This window comes from Paraburkholderia phenoliruptrix (assembly GCF_047325075.1).
GTDB lineage: Bacteria > Pseudomonadota > Gammaproteobacteria > Burkholderiales > Burkholderiaceae > Paraburkholderia > Paraburkholderia phenoliruptrix.
In genome coordinates, this window is sequence record NZ_CP168530.1 from 1,552,828 (window position 1) to 1,571,615 (window position 18,788).

Below are 18,788 nucleotides of genomic sequence, written 5' to 3' on the forward strand. Positions count from 1 at the left end.
CCCGGCTAATCGGCGGCACAACCGCCAATTGCTTGTCGCGCATCGCCAGTGCGCGGCTCGCCTGAAACACTGTTATCCGCGCCGCTTTGCGGCCCTGATAACGCCGGCAATCGCAGAGAAAATCCGCACTGGAATCATTGCAATCGCCACCAGAAGAAAAACAACGATTACGGCAAAAACATACACAGTTCCAAAACCAATCAATATCGACGTGAACGCGAACCTTTCGGCACGCGACGCCAGGGGCAGGTCTCGCCAATGACCATGCGGCCGGCCTTCTTCCATGGTCGCGCTCGCTCAGGCAGGACCTGTGCGGGCGCGGCGCCGGAACTCCGTGGGCGAGACTCCGAACCGCTTGCGAAACAGCTTGGCGAGCTGCGATCCGTTGCCCATGCCGCTGCGTCGGGCAATCTTGTCAACCGGAAGATCCGATTCGCCGAGCAGCCTGCGAGACCGTTCCAGCCGTGCTTGCAGCAGATACTCGGACGGAGTCGTGCCGATCTGCTGACGGAACCGGCGCAGAAAAGTCCGCTCGCTCATCGCCGCGGTTTGAGCGACATCGGCAATCGAAATCTCGTGCTCGCAGTTTTCGGTGAGCCATTGCGCGCAAGCGCGAATCTTGTCGTCTTCCTTTTTCGGCTGAACGGACGTTGCGGAGCTTGCGTGATCGGGTTGCCGAAGGAAGGTGATACGTATTTCAGCCGGCCGCGCCATCACATTGCCGCGATCTGTGTGGTCCAGGATCCATACCAGCGCAATCAGGTCTTGACAATCCAGGCGGGACCGTACGATGGAAGCAAGCGTGGCATCGGTTTCGGGTGCAATCAGCATCTGCAGTTTGTCGGCGCCTTCGCGAGCGCGGCGCATCGACGCGGCGCTATCGGCAGCAAGTCTTTCTCCACTCATTCGGCCTTCGTCACGACGTTCGAACTCATAGCTCGACACGATATCAATACGGGCATTCGTATTAATCAGACGAAGTACTTGTGCCGCGTTATCCGTCGGTGGGAGGCAACTAGCGGGGGCGAGTTTATTCATGCTGTCTCCTGGTGCTCAGAGCGTTGCGCGTTATTGGTCGAATGCCGGTCAGGTATGACAGTGCTTTATGTCGGGCGAAGCGAAGAGACGTCGCCGAGGACGGTGCTTACGCAATCTTCTTCGTTGGATTTGAATGAAAGGATACGCTGTAAGGCTCGTTGCGTGCTCACCTAAATTCAGCCTTCACCGGCCAACCTTGGCTGACAACGCAGACGATCGCTATCGCGTGCCGATCAAGGGACGGGCGCAAGTGCGAGGCGAGCAAAACCCTGTTTGTGTAGTGTGAAAAAGGGCGGTTAAAGCGAGAGGAAATACGGCAATAAAGGACCGTCATGTGCAGTACATGGAAAGATATACATAGGAATACGAATTAACGCAAAAATCGTTTATTCACACTATAAAAATTCCCCTCGATCACGCCGTGGCCGGACAGCATTGTGTCGGCAACGGTCAGCGTTTATGGCACGGCAGCGGTCCGATCAGCCTGCATCCGTGTGTAATGCGATCTCGCCGCCGGCATCGGCTGTTTCGTGCAGCGCAGAGTCGTGTTGCAATGCGTTTGTCTCTTCAGTACCCGTGTATTGGCGGATTACGTTGCGAGTGATCTGCTGCACGACGAGATGGCTCTTTGCCGTGACGTCGACCAACGCGCGAGCCCAGTCGGTCGTGCCCACGTTGAACACTTCGCCTCTACTGCGGCGTCCGTCTCGAAGCAGTGGACGGAATATGCCGATCGCGCCTGCACCGCCCATTTCCCATCCCGTGAGCCGAGTCGTGACTGCGAGCGTTTCGAAGGCGTCCTCGGGCCAATCCGGAGGGACGCCGTCGGCCTCGTAGCCGACAAGGCGGTCTTCTGCGCCGAATGTGGCGTCTTTCTGCAGATGAGTACCCGCGAAGGCCCAGTGTTCCGGTCGCTTGACCGTAAAGCCGATCGGCTCGCGCTCGCATTTGACCCAGCGTCTGCGCCAGCGTGACCACGTACCCCAGTGGCCGCCGCCGTGCTTATACGTCAGTCCTATCAGATGGCTTTCATTGCCGCTTACACGCGGGTCGAGGTCGATCTGTTCCTTCAGCACATCCCAGTTCTCCGCGAGTTTGCGCATCTCAGTCGGCTGGCCGGGTTCCGAGCCGATAAACCTGACCGGCCGGTAACACGTATTGCCGCTGAAAACCGCGACGTTTCCGCCTTGCGTGACGAAATACGCGACATGGGCCCGCATTTCCTCGCTCCAATACTCGTGATGCCCGACGCTCAGCATGCAGCGGTAGCGCGTGAGATCGAGTGCGGTCGCGCTGTGCAGATCGAGATCCGTGTAGAAATCGCAGGCAATGCCTTCCTTGCGCAGCCAGCGTATGAACTTGCCGTCCCAATGAGCGAATTGCTGGCGTGTCGAGCGGGTGTCGTAAGGATCGACCGGTTCGCCGAGCCGCGCACCGAGACCGCCGCCGGGGCGTCGCAAGCTCACGGTGTTCGCCGCGCGATAACGATGGACGCGGTCGTCGTAGAAACTGCCGCCGCCCGTCGAGTTGTACGCGTGGTACGTTGCCGTCGGAATGATGTACGCGAGCGCAGCCGTGGGCGCACGCGGGCGGGCGATGACGAGCGCCATGCTGTCGCTTTCCGGCCGCGCCGCAAAGACCGGGCGATGCGCGGCGCAGGCGCGCCCGAGTTCATGAACCGGCTGGCCCGCGCCGTCCACTTCGTAGGCAATCGCCACATACGCGCCGCTGTGCAAGCCCGACACGTTCGGGCGGAGGGTGATGGTCGGCCAATTCCAGTCCTCGTTAAAGCGCATCGGCGCGCTATTGCCGGTCGACTCGAAGACGTACTTGCCATCCACCAGATTGGCGCTCACGCCGCTTTTGCCTGCCACGACCACGCCACACAGGCTCGTGAGCGAGTCGTCGTTCTGTTGCTGATAAATGGCGATGCTAAAGCGCCTGTTCGGCTCCACCGCGAGGTCGAAGCTCGCTCCCGCAGTAAAGCTCGGATGAATCGGATAGATCTGCATGTTCGCTTTCCTTGCGAATAGCCGGGCATGGGCCCGCTAATGAGTTCCGATTGCATTGCGGCGCGCAATTCAGCTTGCGCAACCGTTTGCTTGTACACACATGCGCCCCGCGCGTCTGTGCGCTACACCTCATTCGACCGTAACGGACTTCGCCAGATTCCGGGGTTTGTCGACATCGGTGCCGCGCGCGCACGCGGTGTGATACGCCAGCAACTGTAGCGGCACCACGTGCAGAATCGGCGACAGGCTGCCGTAATGTTCAGGCATGCGAATCACGTGGAGCCCATCGCCGCTCGCAATTCGCGAATCGGCATCGGCGAATACATACAATTGGCCGCTGCGAGCCCTGACTTCCTGCAGGTTCGACTTCAGTTTGTCGAGCAGTGCGTCGTTCGGTGCCACTGCCACGACCGGCATCTGGCTTGTCACCAGTGCAAGCGGTCCGTGCTTCAATTCGCCGGCAGGGTAGGCCTCGGCGTGGACATACGAGATTTCCTTCAGCTTTAATGCACCTTCCAGCGCGATTGGATAATGCAGCCCGCGGCCGAGAAAAAGAGCATGGTCGGTCCGCGCGAATGTTTCGGCCCACGCGATGATCTGCGCTTCGAGCGCCAGCACGCTGTTCAGTTTGCCCGGCAAACGGTGCAATTGATCCAGGAACGTTGCCTCCTGCGCGGCGGGAAGGCGTCCGCGCTGCTTGCTGAGCGTCAATGCCAGCAGGAACAGCGCAACGAGCTGGGTGGTAAAGGCTTTTGTCGACGCAACGCCGATTTCCGGCCCGGCGCTCGTCAGATGCTGGAATTCGGCTTGCCGCATCATGGTGCTGCTGGCAACGTTGCAGACAGTCAGTGTGTGCCGATGGCCTTGAGTTTGAGCATGCTTGAGCGCAGCGAGCGTGTCGGCCGTCTCGCCCGACTGCGACACCACCACGACCAGCGTATTTGGATTCGCCACGCTGCTGCGATAACGGTATTCGCTTGCAACCTCTACCTGCGTGGCTACTTTAGCAAGCGATTCGAGCCAGTATTTGGCTGTCATGCCGGCGTAATAGCTCGTTCCGCACGCAACGATCAATACGGAATCGATTTCGCGAAACGCGTGGCGTGCGCCCTGGCCGAATAAGTCTGCGGAAATGGTGTCGACTCTTTCGATTGCGTCGGCAATGACATTCGGCTGCTCGAAGATCTCCTTGTGCATGTAGTGCCGATACGGCCCCAGCTCCACGGAGTGCGTGCTCGCACGATGTACCTTGATGTCGCGCTGAACGGCATGGCCGCTGCGATCGACGAGCCGCACGCCGTCAAGCGTCAATTCCGCTATGTCGCCTTCTTCCAGATAAATGAAGTTCTCGACCGCGCCCGCGAGCGCCATGACGTCGGAGGCCAGATAGTTGCCTTGCTCGCCCAGTCCGACGACGAGCGGGGAGCCCGCGCGTGCGCCGATCACGCGGCCCGGGTCATTCCTCGCGAACACCGCAATGGCGTAAGCACCATGAAGCCGCTCGAGAGCATGACGCACTGCGCAAAGCAGGTCTTTTGCGCCTTGCGCCGCTTGCTCCGTCCACATCCGATGAATCAGGTGCGCAACAACTTCGGTGTCCGTATCGGATTCGAAAACATAACCGTGCGCTTGCAGTTCCTCTCGCAGCGATTCGTGATTTTCAATGATGCCGTTATGAACAATGGCGATTTCGCCGCTGGAAAAGATGGGATGCGCATTCTTCGCGACAGGCGCACCATGCGTCGCCCATCTTGTATGTGCGATACCGATCATTCCGGACAGGTTAGCCGCGGCAACTTCCGCGGCGAGATTCGCGACTCGCGCCACACTGCGCACGCGCCGCAGTGCACCCTGCTGCAGGACAGCGATTCCACACGAGTCGTAGCCGCGGTACTCGAGGCGCCGCAAGCCCTCGGTCAACAGGGAAGTGACATCGCGGCGATCCACTGCTCCTACGATTCCGCACATGGAAGGTCTCCTGATTTCGCTGCGATTCGGACAGGCAGGGCAGAACTATTCATTCTGTTGCATTGCAACCAAGCATAGACACGAAGAGGCCCTCGCGCTCGCACGCGGCGCGAAACGTTGAACGGTTGTCCGGTAATTGAGCAAGTTGGTTTCGCATGCAACAGCCATGAAACATGCGCATGCCGTCTAGTCATTGGAGAAATGACATTGATGCTCTCGTGAAATGACGGTGTCTATCGCTGATTCGCCGCGAATGTCTGTGCGCCTGCGCTCGTTAGCAATCAGAAAATTGACTTTCCCGTATAAGTCGTCAGCCATTCGAGTGCGAGCACGCCGGCTAGTGAATTGCCATTGGCGTCGAGCCCAGGTGACCAGACGCACACTGCCATTTCTCCGGGCAGCACCGCAACGATGCCGCCGCCCACGCCGCTCTTCGCGGGCAAGCCGACGCGGTAAACGAAGTCGCCGGCGGCGTCGTACGTGCCGCAGGTCAGCATGAGTGCCGAGAGGCGCTTCGCGGAACTCGTATCGAGAATTCGCTCGCCAGTGGCGGGCACCACCCCGTGATTCGTGAGAAAGAGTGCGGCTTTGGCCAGCTCGACGCAGCTCATGGAGATGGCGCATTGCCGGCAATACGCGTCGACCACGACTTCTGGCGGCATTTCCACGTTGCCGAAGCTTGCCATGAAATGCGCCATCGCGCGATTGCGATGCGCGTGCTGCAATTCCGATTGAGCGACGCGCGAGTCGTAGTCGATGCTGGTCTCGCCTGTTAAGCGTCGCATGAATTCGACAAGTGCGGTTTCGGCTTGGACGAAACGCCGGCACAGCACATCGGTGACGATCAGTGCCCCTGCATTGATGAACGGATTACGCGGCTTGCCATGCTCCGCCTCGAGCTGCACCAGCGAATTGAAAGCATTGCCCGACGGCTCGCGGCCGACACGTTGCCACAGCGCGTCGCCGAGCAGGCGGAACGCCATGGTGCAGGCGAATAGCTTGGAAATACTCTGAATCGAAAAACGCGTGTCGGCTTCGCCGATCCGGAATACCTCGCCCGATGCCGTGACGATCGCCATGCCGAAGCTGTCGGCGGGGACTTTTGCCAGTTGCGGAATGTAATCCGCGACCTTGCCGGTGCCTAGATAAGGCCGCAAGTCGCGATGAATCTGTTCGAGAATGGATGCGTAGTTCATAAGGCTCAACCCGGTGGAGCCGCGATTCTACTGGCAACTTCCACCGGATTGGGCATAGGACGCCCGCGCAATGTGCAACTCACTGGGCCGCTCAATGCGCGCCCGCTGCGCCCCCGCCACCGCCCTTGGCAGGCCGCGTGATCCAGATCAGCGGAATGATCAGAATAAAAATCACCGCCGACACGAAGAAGATGTCGTTCAGCCCCATCATCGCGGCCTGCGTATTGACGGTGAAATCGAACAGCGCGTGCGCCGACTGCGTATTCATATGCAGCAGCGACTGCGTCGAATCGATCTGTTGATTGAACAACGGGTTGTTGACCGAAGCGCGTTCGGTCAGCCGCTCATGATGCAGCACGGTACGGTTATTCCACGCGTTGCCGGCAACCGAGGTGCCCACCGCGCCGCAAAAGACGCGCACGAAATTCGACAGGCCGGCCGCCGCCGGAATCTTGTGCGGCGGCTGTCCCGACAGGATGATGGCGGTGAGCGGCACGAAGAAGAGCGCCATGGGAATGCCCTGCAGCAGCGTGGGTATCACGAGATGCCAGGTGTCGATTTCGATCACGTACTTCGAGCGCATATAGAAGACGATCGCGAAACCGACAAACGCCATGGTCGAAATGATGCGGGCGTCCGAGCGCGGCAGCACGCGGCCCATCACCGGCGCCAGAATCACGGCGAACACGCCGAGCGGCGCGGTGACGAGACCGGCGTCGACGGAACGGTAATTCAGGTACTCCTGCATCCATTGCGGCAACAGCACGAGGTTGCCGAAAAACACGCCGTACGCGACGGAAATCGCTACCGTGCCGCCCAGAAAGTTGCGCTCGCGAAAGAGCCGCAAATCGACAATGGGGTTCTCTTCCGTCAACTCCCACACGAGGAAGAACGCAAAGCTGATCAGCGCCGTCAGCCCGAGAATCACGATAACCGGCGAGGCGAACCAGTCGAGGTCCTTGCCTTTGTCGAGCATGATCTGCAGCGACGCGACCCACGTGATCAGCAGGCCGAGCCCGACCACGTCGATAGGCGGCTTGCGGGTGGGCGACTCGCGAGTGCGATAGATCATCCATGTGACGCCCGCAGCGAAGATGCCCACCGGAATGTTGATGTAGAAGATCCATGACCAGCTGTAGCTGTCCGTGATCCAGCCGCCGAGCGCGGGGCCGGCAATCGGACCGACGGTGGCGGTCATTGCCCAGAGCGAGAGGGCGGTCGAGGCTTTTTCCTTGGGATAGGAGCCGAGCAGAATGGCCTGCGACAGCGGGATCAGCGGCCCGGCCACCGCGCCCTGGAACACCCGCGCGAGGAGCAGCACCGGCAGCGTCGGCGCAATGCCGCACAGCCACGACGCGAGCACGAAGCTCAGAATCGCGCCGACGAACAGCTTGACCTGGCCGATACGCTGCGTGAGCCAGCCGGTGAGCGGAATCGACACGGCATTGGCCGCGGCAAATACGGTGATGACCCACGTGCCTTCGTCGACGGAAACGCCCAGGTTGCCGGAAATGGTGGGGATGGCGACGTTCGCAATGGACGTGTCCAGCACGTTCATGAACGTGGCGAGCGCGACGGCGATGGTCGCGAGCACCAGCTGACCGCCTTGTAGCGGCGGCGGAGGAGCGGGCGGAGCGGAGGCGGGCGTCGGCGACGCCGCGGACGAAGGTTGGCTCAAGACGTTCTCCCGGATCGATATGCGGCGGACCTCGCGCGGTTTGCCGTGGCGCAACGCTGGCTGCACATGCAAGTGCGTGTGCATGGGCGCCGCGTTCAAGCCGCGCCGCGGGTCCGCCAAATGCTCGCAAAAGCATACCTGCATTCATCTTTCGACGTCGCCGGCACGGCCAGCCGAGGCTGGCTGCACGAGCCGCGCCAGGCACCGCCAGCACCGCAAGCCGAGCCGACAGCGTATGCTCGCGGCTAGGACCGAACCAGCGCGCATAGCGCCGCATCGCCCGGTGTGCGCGTGGCCGCCATCAACCGCAATTCAATGAAAGCGAAGGAAAAGCAATATGGCCTGGGAGCAATTCGAACATGGCTGGCGGCGCGCGCCGTTGCAAACGCCCGCCAAAGCGCTGGTGGTATTGATGCACGGCGTGGGCAGCAACGCGCGCGATCTGATGCCGCTCGCGGACATCTGGAGCGAGCGTCTGCCGGACGTGGCCTTCACCTCGCTCGACGGCACCGATCCGTTCGACGGCGGTTTCGGCGGCCGGCAGTGGTTCAGTCTGCGCGACATCAGCGAAGGCAACCGCGAGGCGCGCGCGGTGGCGGCTTACGCGGCCCTGCGCCGCATGCTCGAAGCCGAGCTCGCGCATGGGCAGCTTGCTTTCGGACGCCTTGCGCTAGTCGGCTTTTCGCAAGGTTCCATCATGGCGCTGCATCACGTGGCGACGAGCGCGGAAGGCGCCGCCTGCGTCGTCGCCTATTCCGGGCGGCTCGCGTCGCCGGTCGTCGCCCGCAACGGGACGCCGCTCACGCTGATTCACGGCGAGGAAGACGAGGTGATTCCGGTTCAGGAACTCGAATACGCCGCGGACGCCTTCAGCGCGGCGGGCTATACCGTGGATGCCTACGCGTTGCCGGGCGTCGGCCATACGATCAGCGCGGACGGCGTCGCGCTCGGCGAGGCGGCGCTGGAACGCACGCTGGGCGCGCTGTCGCGCGATTGATACGGTCGGCGCGAAAAGCGGCCCTAAAGTTATTGATCGGCTTGCCGTTAACTGCTCATAGCACGAAAATCACGCCCGTCGCGGGACTGCGCAATGCCCGCGGCCTGGGTGACCGGGGGCGCATTTTCCACACTGTCGCGCATGAGCTGGCCTGGCAGCCGAGCGACGCTACTGAGCGACACAACAGAGCCTTCTTATGGCCAGACCGACGCCGCATCACCCGCTTTTCGATCGACTGTTCCGCCAGGCTGTGACCGTGGACCTCGGCACCGCCAACACTCTCATCTATACCGACGACGGCGGCATCGTGCTGAACCAGCCGTCGGTCGTCTGTTTCGAGAAGGACCACGCAAGCGGCCCGAAACGCGTGGCGGCGGTGGGCACCGAGGCGCGCCAGCTGCTCGGCCGCGCACCGCGCAATCTCGAAGCCGTGCGGCCCATGCGCCACGGCGTGATCGCCAACTTTTCCGCCGCCGAGCACATGATCCGGCAATTCGTCGACATGGCCCGTCCGCGGCAGATCTTCAGCCGCCGTGCCGCTTTCACGCTGTGCGTGCCGGCCGGTGCGACTCAGGTGGAGCGCCGCGCGATCAAGGAAGCGGCGGTGTCGGCGGGCGCGTGGAAGGTGAGCCTGATCGGCGAATCGCTGGCATCGGCGGTCGGCGCGGGCTTGCCGGTCGCCGAGGCGACGGGTTCGATGGTCGTCGACATCGGCGGCGGCACGACGGAAGTGGGCGTGCTGACGCTCGGCGGCACCGCCTACAGCGGCTCGATCCGCGTGGGCGGGGACGCCTTCGACATGGCTATCGTCAGTTATGTGCGCAATCTGTATGGCGTGCTGCTCGGCGAGCAGACGGCCGAACACGTGAAGAAGAACATCGGCACCGCCGTGCGCGACGTGCCCGCGGAGCACATGAACGCGACCGGCCGCAGTGTCGACGACGGGCTGCCGCGCACGGTCCAGTTGAGCAACCACGATATCGCCGACGCCATCGAAGGGCCGCTGCGTCAGGTGATCGGCGCGGTCAAGCGCGGGCTTGAAATGGCGCCGGCCGAACTCGTCACCGATATCGCGCACAACGGCATCGTGCTGACGGGCGGCGGCGCGCTGCTCGGCAATCTGGAGCGGCGCCTCACCCATGAAATCGGCCTTGAAGTGCGCGTCGCGGACGAGCCGCTCACCTGTGCGGTGCGCGGCGCGGGTGCGGCGGCCGCCACGGGCCTGCTCGACGAATTCGCCTGCGAATGACGCTGCGGTAGCCTTTCGCCCGCGCGATTCGATCAACCTGCGCCGGGCATCGCGCCGGCCTTCCATCGTGGCATCGACGCAATCACCCGCGCGGCGAGGTCAGCGGCGAGCTCATGCCTTGCGATGCGCGTCCTTGTCGAGCGCGCGTTCCGCCGCTTCGCCGACGAGACCGTGATAGTAGAGATGCACGCCGATCGCGAGCGAGTCGTTGCGAATTTCGTGGAAGACTTTCCACGCCTTCGCCGGCTCCTTGATCAACAGATAGTGCGCTTCCTGCGCGATGAGGTCGGCGACTTCGTGCAGGCCATGTCCATGCAGCACGTCGACGAGCGTATCGAGACTGCGATGCGTGCGCGCGTCGGTGCGCGGATACAGCATGTGGAGCACCGCTACGTCCTGCTTCTTCAAGGCCGCCGACAAAGCGACCACGATGTCCTGATGGTTCAGCGCGCTGACGGCGCTGTCTGCGGCATGCACATGATCCGGAAAAAGCGTTTCAAGCGAGGCGTTCATTCGGGTTCTTCCTGTTCTGCTGGCTGATCAAAAAGACCCGCCTCGACGGCGGGCCAAACACAGCGATGTGTTCCGCCGGGCTAGCGGAACACGAACGGAGTATCGCAGAAGGCCTCTCGCGCACTCAGTGCCGCCGGAGCAAAACATTGTTGCTGCGAGCGCGCTCATGCGCATGCCTGCAGGTCGCGTGCCATCGAAAAAAAACCGAAACTCGCCCGTGATAAGTTCGTCTGACGAGACGAGAGCTTCTACAATCGGAAGCGGCCGGCCACGCGCCGGCGACGACCGCAAGTGAAGCATACGCAGCAGCGAACCATAGGAGCGACCCTGATGCAGCAGCCTGAAGCCCTCGGCGGCCTGTCCCACTCGGGCGGAATCGACCATCGCGAATCCGAGCCGGACGGCGTATTCATCCCGACGGAAAACCTCAACGTTGCGAGCGCCACGCAGCATGTGCTGAAGTCGGGCGATACCTTTATCGTCAACGACCCGCTCGGCGATATCACGGGCCACGACGACGGCCTCTTTGTCAACGACACCCGCGTCCTCTCGCAACTGCGCCTGACCTTCGGCGGCCGCGCGCCGTCGCTGCTCTCGGGCAGCGTCAGCAGCGACAACACGTCCTTTACCGCGCATCTGACCAACCGCCCGTTGCCGCCGCTCGGCGGCGACAGCACGCCCGAAGGCGTGATCCACGTCGAGCGCGTGCGCGTGCTGTCGGGCACGGTGCTGAACGAAGCAATCGAACTCACCAACTACGGCACGAGCGACGCCGTCGTGCCGCTGTCCATTTCGTTTGCGAGCGACTTCCGCGACATGTTCGAAGTGCGCGGCCTGAAGCGCGCGCAGCAAGGAAGTATCGAGCCGGCGCGCGTCGAGAACGACGAGGTGCTGCTCGGCTACGTCGGCCTCGACGACGTGGCGCGCAATGTGCAGATCGCCTTCGCGCCGCAGCCCGACAAGCTCTTTGCCAATCGCGCGGACTACACGGTCAAGCTGCCGGCGCAGGCCTGCGTGTCGATCTATCTCTCGGTCGCCGTGCAGGTGGTCGCGAAGAAGCCGGACGCGCCGAGTGCCGGCGTGTCGTCGCCGACTCATCCGCTGAGCGAAGCGCATATGTCGCAGATCGACACTGAGCGGCCGCGCGTCGGCCGGGCGGCGGTGCGCGCGGCGCTGGTCGATGCGCACCTCGTGATGCGCGAGCGGCGCCGCGTGACCGCGCGCGTGCGTTCGAGCAATCCGCTCTTCAATGCATGGATCGACCGCTCGCTCGCGGACCTGGGCCTCCTCACCACCGACCTCGCGACAGGCCCGTATCCGTATGCAGGCATTCCGTGGTTTTCCACGCCGTTCGGCCGCGACGCCGTGATCACCTCGCTGCAGACGCTGTGGTTGCAGCCGCAACTCGCGGCCGGCGTGCTGCGTTTTCTCGCCGAGCATCAGGCGCACGAGAACTCGCCGTTTCGCGATGCCGCGCCCGGCAAGATCATGCATGAGATGCGCAAGGGCGAAATGGCCGCCACCGGCGAAGTGCCGTTCGCGCTGTATTACGGCGGCGTCGACACTACGCCGCTCTTCATCGTGCTCGCCGGCGCCTATGCGGCTCGCACGGGCGATGTCGGCCTGATCGACGAACTCTGGCCCGCGCTCGAGCGCGCGGCCGCCTGGGTCGCGGGCGTGTGCGACAAGAACCGCTTCGGTCTGCTCGACTATCAGCGCGAGTCGGACGGCGGCCTCGCCAACCAGGGCTGGAAAGACAGTCACGACTCCGTGTTTCATGCCGACGGCCGCTTCCCCGACGGCCCGATCGCGCTCGTCGAAGTGCAGGCCTATGCCAGCGCCGCTTTCGACACCATGGCCCATTACGCGAAGCTGCGCGGCATGCACGACGCAGCGGGGCAATACAAGGCACGGGCTAAAAAGCTGCGCGAATGCGTCGAAGAAAAATACTGGATGGAAGAGTCGGGCTTTTACGGCATCGCGCTCGACGGTCACGGCGAACTGTGCCGCGTCATGGCGTCGAATGCCGGGCACCTGCTGGCCTTCGGCTTGCCTTCACGCGAGCGCGGCGAATCGGTCGTGCGCGCGCTCGATTCCACGCTGTTCCACACCGGCTGGGGCGTGCGTACGCTGGCGGCGAGCCAGTCGCGTTTCAACCCGATGGCGTATCACAACGGCTCAGTGTGGCCGCACGACAACGCGATCTGCGCGCGCGGCCTGTCGCGATACGGCGGCAAGGCGGCGGCGGTGCGGCTCCTGCAGGCGCTGTTCCAGGCGGCGGTCAATTTCGACATGCGTCTGCCGGAACTCTTCTGCGGCTTCCCGCGCCGGCGCGGCGAGCCGCCCACCGCCTATCCGGTTGCCTGCCTGCCGCAGGCGTGGGCGGCGGGCTCGCCGTTCATGATGCTCGAAGCATGTCTGGGGATCACGATCGACGCCGAGCGCCGCGAGGTTGTGATCGAGCAGCCGATGCTGCCGGAAGGCATCGACTGGCTGGAAGTGGGCGATCTGCGCGTCGGCGACGCTTCCGTGTCGATCACCTTCAGGCGCATCGGCGAGAAGGTGGTGGCGTCGGCGGAACAGGGCGACGTGCGGGTGGTCGCACTGCTGTGACGGCGGGGTCTATGGCCGGCGAACCGGGGAGCCGCGAGGCCGTTGTTTGGTGCCTGTGAGTCGTGCCGTGCTCAATCGGGCTTCTTCAAGCCGCTCGGGTTGGCAGGCGTGCCCGGCGACGCTTCGGGACGCGGCGGCCGGCCTGCATCTTCGGGCGCCACGACGATGCCCGCGCCGGGCAGAAGCGGCGTGCCGGCGTTAGGCGAAGCGGTCGTCGGCGCGGGAGCTGGAGGCGAGGGCGGAACCTGGGACTTCGCGCCGCCTGAGGTTCCCGCGTCCCCACGCGGGTGGCTCGTCCCCGCGGCCGCCCCGGTCCCTTGCGCGTAGACCGTTGCTGTCTGAACCACGGCCCATGCCGCAATCGCCACGAGTCTCGTCTGCATGATGGCGTCCTCCACTGACTTCGGCACTCGCGCGGCGTCGTGAACGCGCACGGCCGGATAAGCCGTGCCGGTATGCATACCGGATTCTTAGCGCACGCCGGAAAGCGGGTCAATCAGGGGGAAATACTTCGTTTTGATGACTGGCCGGGAGTGGCCGCCTGGCGGGCGCGGGCCGCGTTCGGTCTCCTGAAGCGGCACGCGGATTGCGCTTTCCAATTTTTCCAATGCCAACGCTTTCCAATGCCAACGCGAAAGCGAAAGCCCGCGCTAACGCATCGCGCGCAAATGGGACAATCGGCGTGCAATGGCAAAGAGGCGCGAAGCGCTACGCCGCGCCGACGTTTGCGTCGTAGTCCGCATCGGGCTGCAGGCGGCTTTCCTCGCGGGAAATGCGATAGGTGCCCTTGCCGGCATTTTTCGCGCTGTACATGGCCTCGTCGGCGCGCCGGATCAGATCGTCGACGGGTTCATGCGCCTCGGCCAATGCAATGCCGATACTCGTGCCGATGCTGATGGTGCCGCCCGTCGCGAGCACATACGGCTTCGCGATTTCGCGAATCACGTGTTGTGCGATCGCGACAATCGAGTGCAGCGTCGCCTGTTCGACGATCACGGCAAACTCGTCACCGCCAAGACGCGCGGCGAATTCGCCGTGACGAAGCGTCTGCCGCAGGCGCGCCGCGACGGTCTCCAGCACTTCGTCGCCCGCGGTATGGCCGTGCCGGTCGTTGGCCTGCTTGAAGCCGTCCAGATCGAGGTACAGCACAGCGGTGCGCATTCCGCTGACGGCACGCGCCTTCAACAGGATTCTCTCCAGACGTTCGCGCAATTCGCGCCGGTTCGCGAGTCCCGTCAGCGAGTCGTGGCGAGCCAGGTACAGCACCTTGGCTTCGCTTTGCCTGCGCTCGGTCACATCCTCGATGATCACGACAGCGCTGCCGTCGGGAACCGGATTGCGCCGCAATTCCAGCTGACGGCCGTTGCGCAGTTCCAGCGCGAGAGGCCGCCGCTTTTCGTGCAGCCAGGCGCTGCATCGCTCGATGAACTGCTGCCGCAGCGCGTCGTCGAATTGCGCGAAACCCGCATGGGCGATGAACTCAGGCAGCGGCAAGTTGAGCTGGAGCATCTCGACGTTCGCGCCGAAGAGCTGCGCAGTACGGCTATTGGCGATCACCACTTTGCCGGCCCGGTCGAGCGTGCAAAGCCCGTGCGGCATATGAGTCAGCGCGGCATCGAAGCGCGCCGCGAGTTCGGCGTGGTTCTGCTCGGCGATCATCAGCGCCACGAGGCCCCGGTAATGGCGTCGCACGATGGACGTCATCGCGCCGATATACAGCGCGAGAGGCGGCATCAGGATCCAGGAGCCGTCGGTGGGCGAGAGCAGCGCGCCGATTCCGATAGGTATCGACACCACGCATATCTGGGCGATCGCGAGACGCGGGACGGCGGCGTTGCGCGAGGCGATGCCGCCGAGTATGCCCGACGCCACCATGATGGCGAGCGCGGCCAGCGTGGTGTCGGCGGTGCTGACGCAGCCCATCGTCCCGAGTCCGAGCATGAGGCTCGTGGCGACGCACAGCGGCGCATAGGCCGCCGCCCACGGCCCCGGATTGCTCGCGCCCTTGCGGCCATGCGTGAGATAGGCGTGGATGATGCTCAGGCGTCCTAGCAATAGCCACACGTCCGCGAACAGCCACACGATCGCCCACGGCTGATGCAGGCGCATATAAGCAGCCACCGCGACGAAGGCACTGGCGACGATCGACATGACGAGCGGCCACCGGTTGTCGAACAGCGCGGACAACAGGCGGGCCCGGATAGCGGGCGAGACGGCCGCGCCGAGGCCGGACGGAGTCGTAAGGATCGACTCGGAAACGGAAAGATTGACTGCCATGGTGCCGCTCGGATCGGTGCGGGGCGGAGCTAGGGTGCCTGTCTTAACGGCGGGGCGCAGCGGTTCTTTATGGGGAGTTGCCCGGAGCACCTGCCGCGCCGCGTTTCGGCCTCACGCCCGGTGGTAACATTTGTTGTCATCTCTTAACCCTCGGCCGGACCTTCGCATGCCAGACAGTTTCGACCAGCTCGCCGCCCTGATCCGGGCGCGCTTCTCCGAACTGAGTCCGCAATTCCAGATGGGGGCGGGTTTCCTGCTCGACCATCCGGACGAAGTCGCGGTCTCGTCGATGCGCAAGGTCGCCGAGCGCGCACAGGTACAACCGGCCTCGCTCGTGCGTCTTTCGCAGCAACTCGGCTTTCCCGGCTGGAACGAACTGCGCAACCTGTTCGTTGCGCGGGTGCGCACGCGGCCCGAGCCGCTGACGAGCCGCGCGCGCTCGCTCGTCAAGTCGAAGGACGCGCTGGCCAACGACCTCCTCGTCGCCCAGCAGCACAATCTCGAAGTCACGGCCGCGCACAACAGCCGTGTGATCGTGGAGGCGGCGCGCCTGCTGCGGCGTGCGCCGCACGTCCATGTCGCCGGTTTCCGCTCCTGCTACCCGGTCGCCTTCGGGCTCGTATACGGCTACCGGCTGTTTCGTTCGTCCGTGTCGCTGCTCAACGGCGAAGCCGGCACGCTGGAGATGCAATTGCGCACCGTCGAGCGCGACAGCGCCACTATCGTGATCAGTTTCGCGCCGTATTCCGTCGAGGCCGCGCGCGTCGCGGAAGCCGCGCTGGAAAAGGGCAGCAAGCTGATTGCGATTACCGACAGCGCCGTCTCGCCCGTCGCGTTGAATGCCGACAAGGTGCTGATCTTCTCGCATGAGAGCCCGTCGTTCTTTCCGTCGCTCGTGGCAGCCACCGCCATTGCCGAGTCGCTCGTCGCGCATCTGCTCGCCCTCGAGGGCGCGGACGCCGTCGAACAGTTGGGCATCGCCGAGCAATCGCTGCACGCCAAGGGTGCCTACGTGCCCTGATTGCCCTCACAGGATTCACGGACTGGTGTCGGTGCGCCGTGTTTGACAACAAATGTTGTTTTAGCGTATAAATGTGCACCGCATGTTGAGTCCGGGGCCATGCAATTCATCGTGCTGCACGATTGCGCGCCTTCGGTTTGCCCATCTATCGCGACGAGAAGCGAAAGCCATGTCCACCGTATTCCATCGATCACCCAGACAATCGCTGCCCATTGCCGTTGCCGGCGACGGCATCGAGATCATCGACTCCACCGGCAAGCGCTATATCGACGCGTCGGGCGGCGCCGCCGTCTCGTGCCTCGGTCACAGCAATCAGCGCGTGATCGACGCGATCAAGCGGCAGGCGCAGCAGCTGCCGTACGCGCACACCTCGTTCTTCACCACGCAGCCGGCCGAGGAACTCGCGGACCGGCTCGTCGCCAGTGCGCCGCCGGGTCTCGCGCACGTGTATTTCGTGTCGGGCGGCTCCGAGGCGATCGAGGCCGCGCTCAAGCTCGCGCGGCAATATTTCGTGGAGAAGGGCGAAAGCGCGCGGCGTCATTTCATTGCGCGGCGGCAGAGTTATCACGGCAATACGCTCGGCGCGCTTGCCATTGGCGGCAACGCATGGCGGCGCGAGCCGTTCCTGCCGATGTTGATCGAGGCGCATCACGTGAGTCCCTGCTATGCATATCGCGAGCAGCGCGCGGGCGAAACGGAGAGCGAATTCGCGCAACGTCTTGCCGATGAACTGGAGCAGACCATCCTCGAACTGGGCGCGGATACGGTGGCGGCCTTCGTCGCGGAAACGGTGGTCGGCGCGACGGCGGGCGCGGTGCCGCCGGTGCGCGAATATTTCCGCAAGATCCGCGCGGTGTGCGATCGCTACGGCGTGCTGCTGATTCTCGACGAGATCATGTCAGGCATGGGACGCACCGGTTATCTGTACGCGTGCGAGGAAGACGGCGTCGCGCCCGACCTCCTCACCATTGCGAAAGGGCTCGGCGCGGGTTATCAGCCGATCGGCGCAACACTCGTGAGCGATCGCATCTATCAGACCATCGTCGGCGGCTCGGGCTTTTTTCAGCATGGGCACACCTATATCGGCCACGCCACCGCATGCGCCGCCGCGCTCGAAGTACAGCGCGTGATCGCCGACGAGAAACTGTTGCCCAATGTGCTCGCGCGCGGCGAGCAGCTGCGCGGGCTCTTGCGCGAGCACTACGCGCAGCATCCGCATATCGGCGATGTGCGCGGGCGCGGACTGTTTGTCGGCGTCGAACTGGTGAAGGACCGCGAGACCAAGGCGCCTTTCGACGCACAGATCAAGCTGCATGCGGCGATTCGCCGGGAAGCATTCGCGCGCGGCTTGATGGTGTACCCGATGGGCGGCACGGTTGACGGCAAGATCGGCGATCATGTGCTGCTCGCGCCGCCGTTCATCTGCACCGCGCGCGATATCGACGAGATGGTGAGCCGTCTCGCCGATGCGATCGACGGCGCACTCGCCTCAGCCTGAGCGCGCGACGGCCAAGCCGCGCTGAAAACATACCTGATTTCATCCATTTTCGACTTGCGAGGCCACGATGACCGAGCGCTTGCCCGCCTTCCAGATGTCCGACGCGTCGCCGGAACAAAAGGCTGTTCTCGACGAGATTGTGTCCGGTCCGCGCGGTAACCTGAACGGACCCTTTCTCGGCTGGATTCATAGCCCGGAACTCGCGCAGCACGCGCAGCGCCTCGGCGCCTTCTGTCGCTACCGCACAGGCTTGCCGCTGCGGCTCTCAGAACTCGCCATTCTCGTGACGGCGGCGCGCTGGCAGGCGCAGGCGGAGTGGTACATCCACTATCCGATTGCACTCGAAGCCGGCGTGCGCGAGGCCGACGCCGAGGCGATCCGCGCGGGCCGGCGGCCTGCGTTCGCGGATGCCGACGACGCGCTCATCCACGATTTCGCGAGCGAGCTGTACGACACCAGGCGCGTGTCCGACGCGACGTATCAGAAGGCGCTCGGGCGTTTCGGGCATCCGGTGGTCATCAACCTCGTGGGGCTGCTCGGCTACTACGCGCTCGTCGCGATGACGCTGAACGTGTTCGACATGCGCGCCATCGGCCAGGACAGCTTGCCGTTCGCCGAGTAAGCCCGTCTGGTCGATTGGCCGCTTGGTCGCTTGATGGCCGCGGCACCGATACCGCGCGTGTGCCGCCGTCACGGCGTTGGCACACGGAAGGGCCTATCATGAAGGT

The 18,788-nt window shown here is 63.7% G+C and carries 15 protein-coding genes; 6 read left to right on the plus strand and 9 right to left on the minus strand.

What is annotated here, in order from left to right:
- Positions 1 to 72: 72 nt before the first annotated feature.
- The 6 genes from ACEN8U_RS06920 to ACEN8U_RS06945 all read right to left on the minus strand — a co-directional run bounded on the left by ACEN8U_RS06920 (position 73) and on the right by ACEN8U_RS06945 (position 7,892).
- Positions 73 to 285, minus strand: a complete 213-nt coding sequence (locus tag ACEN8U_RS06920; RefSeq protein WP_309588521.1) for a hypothetical protein — start codon at positions 283 to 285, stop codon at positions 73 to 75.
- 12 nt (positions 286 to 297) lie between these two features.
- On the minus strand, positions 298 to 1,038 hold the full coding sequence (locus tag ACEN8U_RS06925) for a helix-turn-helix domain-containing protein (protein ID WP_310107525.1): 741 nt from the start codon (positions 1,036 to 1,038) through the stop codon (positions 298 to 300).
- Between the two features lie 479 nt (positions 1,039 to 1,517).
- Positions 1,518 to 3,050: a N,N-dimethylformamidase beta subunit family domain-containing protein gene (locus tag ACEN8U_RS06930; RefSeq protein WP_310107526.1), complete on the minus strand. Its 1,533-nt coding sequence runs from the start codon at positions 3,048 to 3,050 to the stop codon at positions 1,518 to 1,520.
- 129 nt (positions 3,051 to 3,179) lie between these two features.
- On the minus strand, positions 3,180 to 5,018 hold the full coding sequence (gene glmS, locus ACEN8U_RS06935; protein ID WP_310107528.1) for a glutamine--fructose-6-phosphate transaminase (isomerizing): 1,839 nt from the start codon (positions 5,016 to 5,018) through the stop codon (positions 3,180 to 3,182).
- 281 nt (positions 5,019 to 5,299) lie between these two features.
- Positions 5,300 to 6,214, minus strand: a complete 915-nt coding sequence (locus ACEN8U_RS06940) for a glutaminase (RefSeq protein WP_310107530.1) — start codon at positions 6,212 to 6,214, stop codon at positions 5,300 to 5,302.
- Positions 6,215 to 6,305: 91 nt separating this feature from the next.
- On the minus strand, positions 6,306 to 7,892 hold the full coding sequence (locus ACEN8U_RS06945; RefSeq protein ID WP_310107532.1) for a DHA2 family efflux MFS transporter permease subunit: 1,587 nt from the start codon (positions 7,890 to 7,892) through the stop codon (positions 6,306 to 6,308).
- 337 nt (positions 7,893 to 8,229) lie between these two features.
- On the opposite strand from ACEN8U_RS06945, the gene ACEN8U_RS06950 reads away from it, so the two are divergent.
- Both ACEN8U_RS06950 and ACEN8U_RS06955 read left to right on the plus strand, forming a co-directional pair.
- Entirely contained in the window at positions 8,230 to 8,889 is a 660-nt protein-coding gene (locus tag ACEN8U_RS06950) for an alpha/beta hydrolase (RefSeq protein ID WP_310107534.1), read from the plus strand.
- 196 nt (positions 8,890 to 9,085) lie between these two features.
- Positions 9,086 to 10,138, plus strand: a complete 1,053-nt coding sequence (locus tag ACEN8U_RS06955; RefSeq protein WP_310107536.1) for a rod shape-determining protein — start codon at positions 9,086 to 9,088, stop codon at positions 10,136 to 10,138.
- A gap of 111 nt (positions 10,139 to 10,249) precedes the next feature.
- On the opposite strand, the gene ACEN8U_RS06960 is transcribed toward ACEN8U_RS06955, so the two are convergent.
- Complete coding sequence (locus ACEN8U_RS06960) at positions 10,250 to 10,651, minus strand: hypothetical protein (protein ID WP_013590293.1); 402 nt, start codon at positions 10,649 to 10,651, stop codon at positions 10,250 to 10,252.
- Positions 10,652 to 10,981: 330 nt separating this feature from the next.
- Between ACEN8U_RS06960 and ACEN8U_RS06965 the strand changes: the two genes are divergently transcribed.
- Positions 10,982 to 13,264, plus strand: a complete 2,283-nt coding sequence (locus ACEN8U_RS06965) for an amylo-alpha-1,6-glucosidase (RefSeq protein ID WP_013590292.1) — start codon at positions 10,982 to 10,984, stop codon at positions 13,262 to 13,264.
- A 71-nt stretch (positions 13,265 to 13,335) separates the two neighbouring features.
- On the opposite strand, the gene ACEN8U_RS06970 is transcribed toward ACEN8U_RS06965, so the two are convergent.
- Entirely contained in the window at positions 13,336 to 13,647 is a 312-nt protein-coding gene (locus tag ACEN8U_RS06970) for a hypothetical protein (RefSeq protein ID WP_310107538.1), read from the minus strand.
- Between the two features lie 325 nt (positions 13,648 to 13,972).
- A complete protein-coding gene (locus ACEN8U_RS06975) occupies positions 13,973 to 15,541 on the minus strand; it encodes a diguanylate cyclase domain-containing protein (RefSeq protein WP_310107540.1) in 1,569 nt (522 codons plus the stop codon).
- Positions 15,542 to 15,707: 166 nt separating this feature from the next.
- Here ACEN8U_RS06975 and ACEN8U_RS06980 point away from each other — a divergent pair, with 166 nt between their 5' ends.
- From ACEN8U_RS06980 to ACEN8U_RS06990, 3 genes are all read left to right on the plus strand, one after another.
- On the plus strand, positions 15,708 to 16,562 hold the full coding sequence (locus ACEN8U_RS06980; RefSeq protein ID WP_013590289.1) for a MurR/RpiR family transcriptional regulator: 855 nt from the start codon (positions 15,708 to 15,710) through the stop codon (positions 16,560 to 16,562).
- 169 nt (positions 16,563 to 16,731) lie between these two features.
- Complete coding sequence (locus ACEN8U_RS06985) at positions 16,732 to 18,060, plus strand: aspartate aminotransferase family protein (RefSeq protein WP_310107542.1); 1,329 nt, start codon at positions 16,732 to 16,734, stop codon at positions 18,058 to 18,060.
- A 67-nt stretch (positions 18,061 to 18,127) separates the two neighbouring features.
- Complete coding sequence (locus tag ACEN8U_RS06990; RefSeq protein WP_310107544.1) at positions 18,128 to 18,682, plus strand: carboxymuconolactone decarboxylase family protein; 555 nt, start codon at positions 18,128 to 18,130, stop codon at positions 18,680 to 18,682.
- Positions 18,683 to 18,788 lie beyond the last annotated feature (106 nt).

Excerpts from the sequence above, each read along its gene's own strand:
- ACEN8U_RS06925 (WP_310107525.1), bottom strand. The coding sequence starts at position 1,038 with ATGAATAAACTCGCCCCCGCTAGTTGCCTCCCACCGACGGATAACGCG.
- ACEN8U_RS06975 (WP_310107540.1), bottom strand. The coding sequence starts at position 15,541 with ATGGCAGTCAATCTTTCCGTTTCCGAGTCGATCCTTACGACTCCGTCC.
- glmS (WP_310107528.1), bottom strand. The coding sequence starts at position 5,018 with ATGTGCGGAATCGTAGGAGCAGTGGATCGCCGCGATGTCACTTCCCTG.
- ACEN8U_RS06980 (WP_013590289.1), top strand. The coding sequence starts at position 15,708 with ATGCCAGACAGTTTCGACCAGCTCGCCGCCCTGATCCGGGCGCGCTTC.
- ACEN8U_RS06940 (WP_310107530.1), bottom strand. The coding sequence starts at position 6,214 with ATGAACTACGCATCCATTCTCGAACAGATTCATCGCGACTTGCGGCCT.
- ACEN8U_RS06970 (WP_310107538.1), bottom strand. The coding sequence starts at position 13,647 with ATGCAGACGAGACTCGTGGCGATTGCGGCATGGGCCGTGGTTCAGACA.
- ACEN8U_RS06950 (WP_310107534.1), top strand. The coding sequence starts at position 8,230 with ATGGCCTGGGAGCAATTCGAACATGGCTGGCGGCGCGCGCCGTTGCAA.
- ACEN8U_RS06965 (WP_013590292.1), top strand. The coding sequence starts at position 10,982 with ATGCAGCAGCCTGAAGCCCTCGGCGGCCTGTCCCACTCGGGCGGAATC.
- ACEN8U_RS06955 (WP_310107536.1), top strand. The coding sequence starts at position 9,086 with ATGGCCAGACCGACGCCGCATCACCCGCTTTTCGATCGACTGTTCCGC.
- ACEN8U_RS06930 (WP_310107526.1), bottom strand. The coding sequence starts at position 3,050 with ATGCAGATCTATCCGATTCATCCGAGCTTTACTGCGGGAGCGAGCTTC.
- ACEN8U_RS06990 (WP_310107544.1), top strand. The coding sequence starts at position 18,128 with ATGACCGAGCGCTTGCCCGCCTTCCAGATGTCCGACGCGTCGCCGGAA.
- ACEN8U_RS06920 (WP_309588521.1), bottom strand. The coding sequence starts at position 285 with ATGGAAGAAGGCCGGCCGCATGGTCATTGGCGAGACCTGCCCCTGGCG.
- ACEN8U_RS06960 (WP_013590293.1), bottom strand. The coding sequence starts at position 10,651 with ATGAACGCCTCGCTTGAAACGCTTTTTCCGGATCATGTGCATGCCGCA.
- ACEN8U_RS06985 (WP_310107542.1), top strand. The coding sequence starts at position 16,732 with ATGTCCACCGTATTCCATCGATCACCCAGACAATCGCTGCCCATTGCC.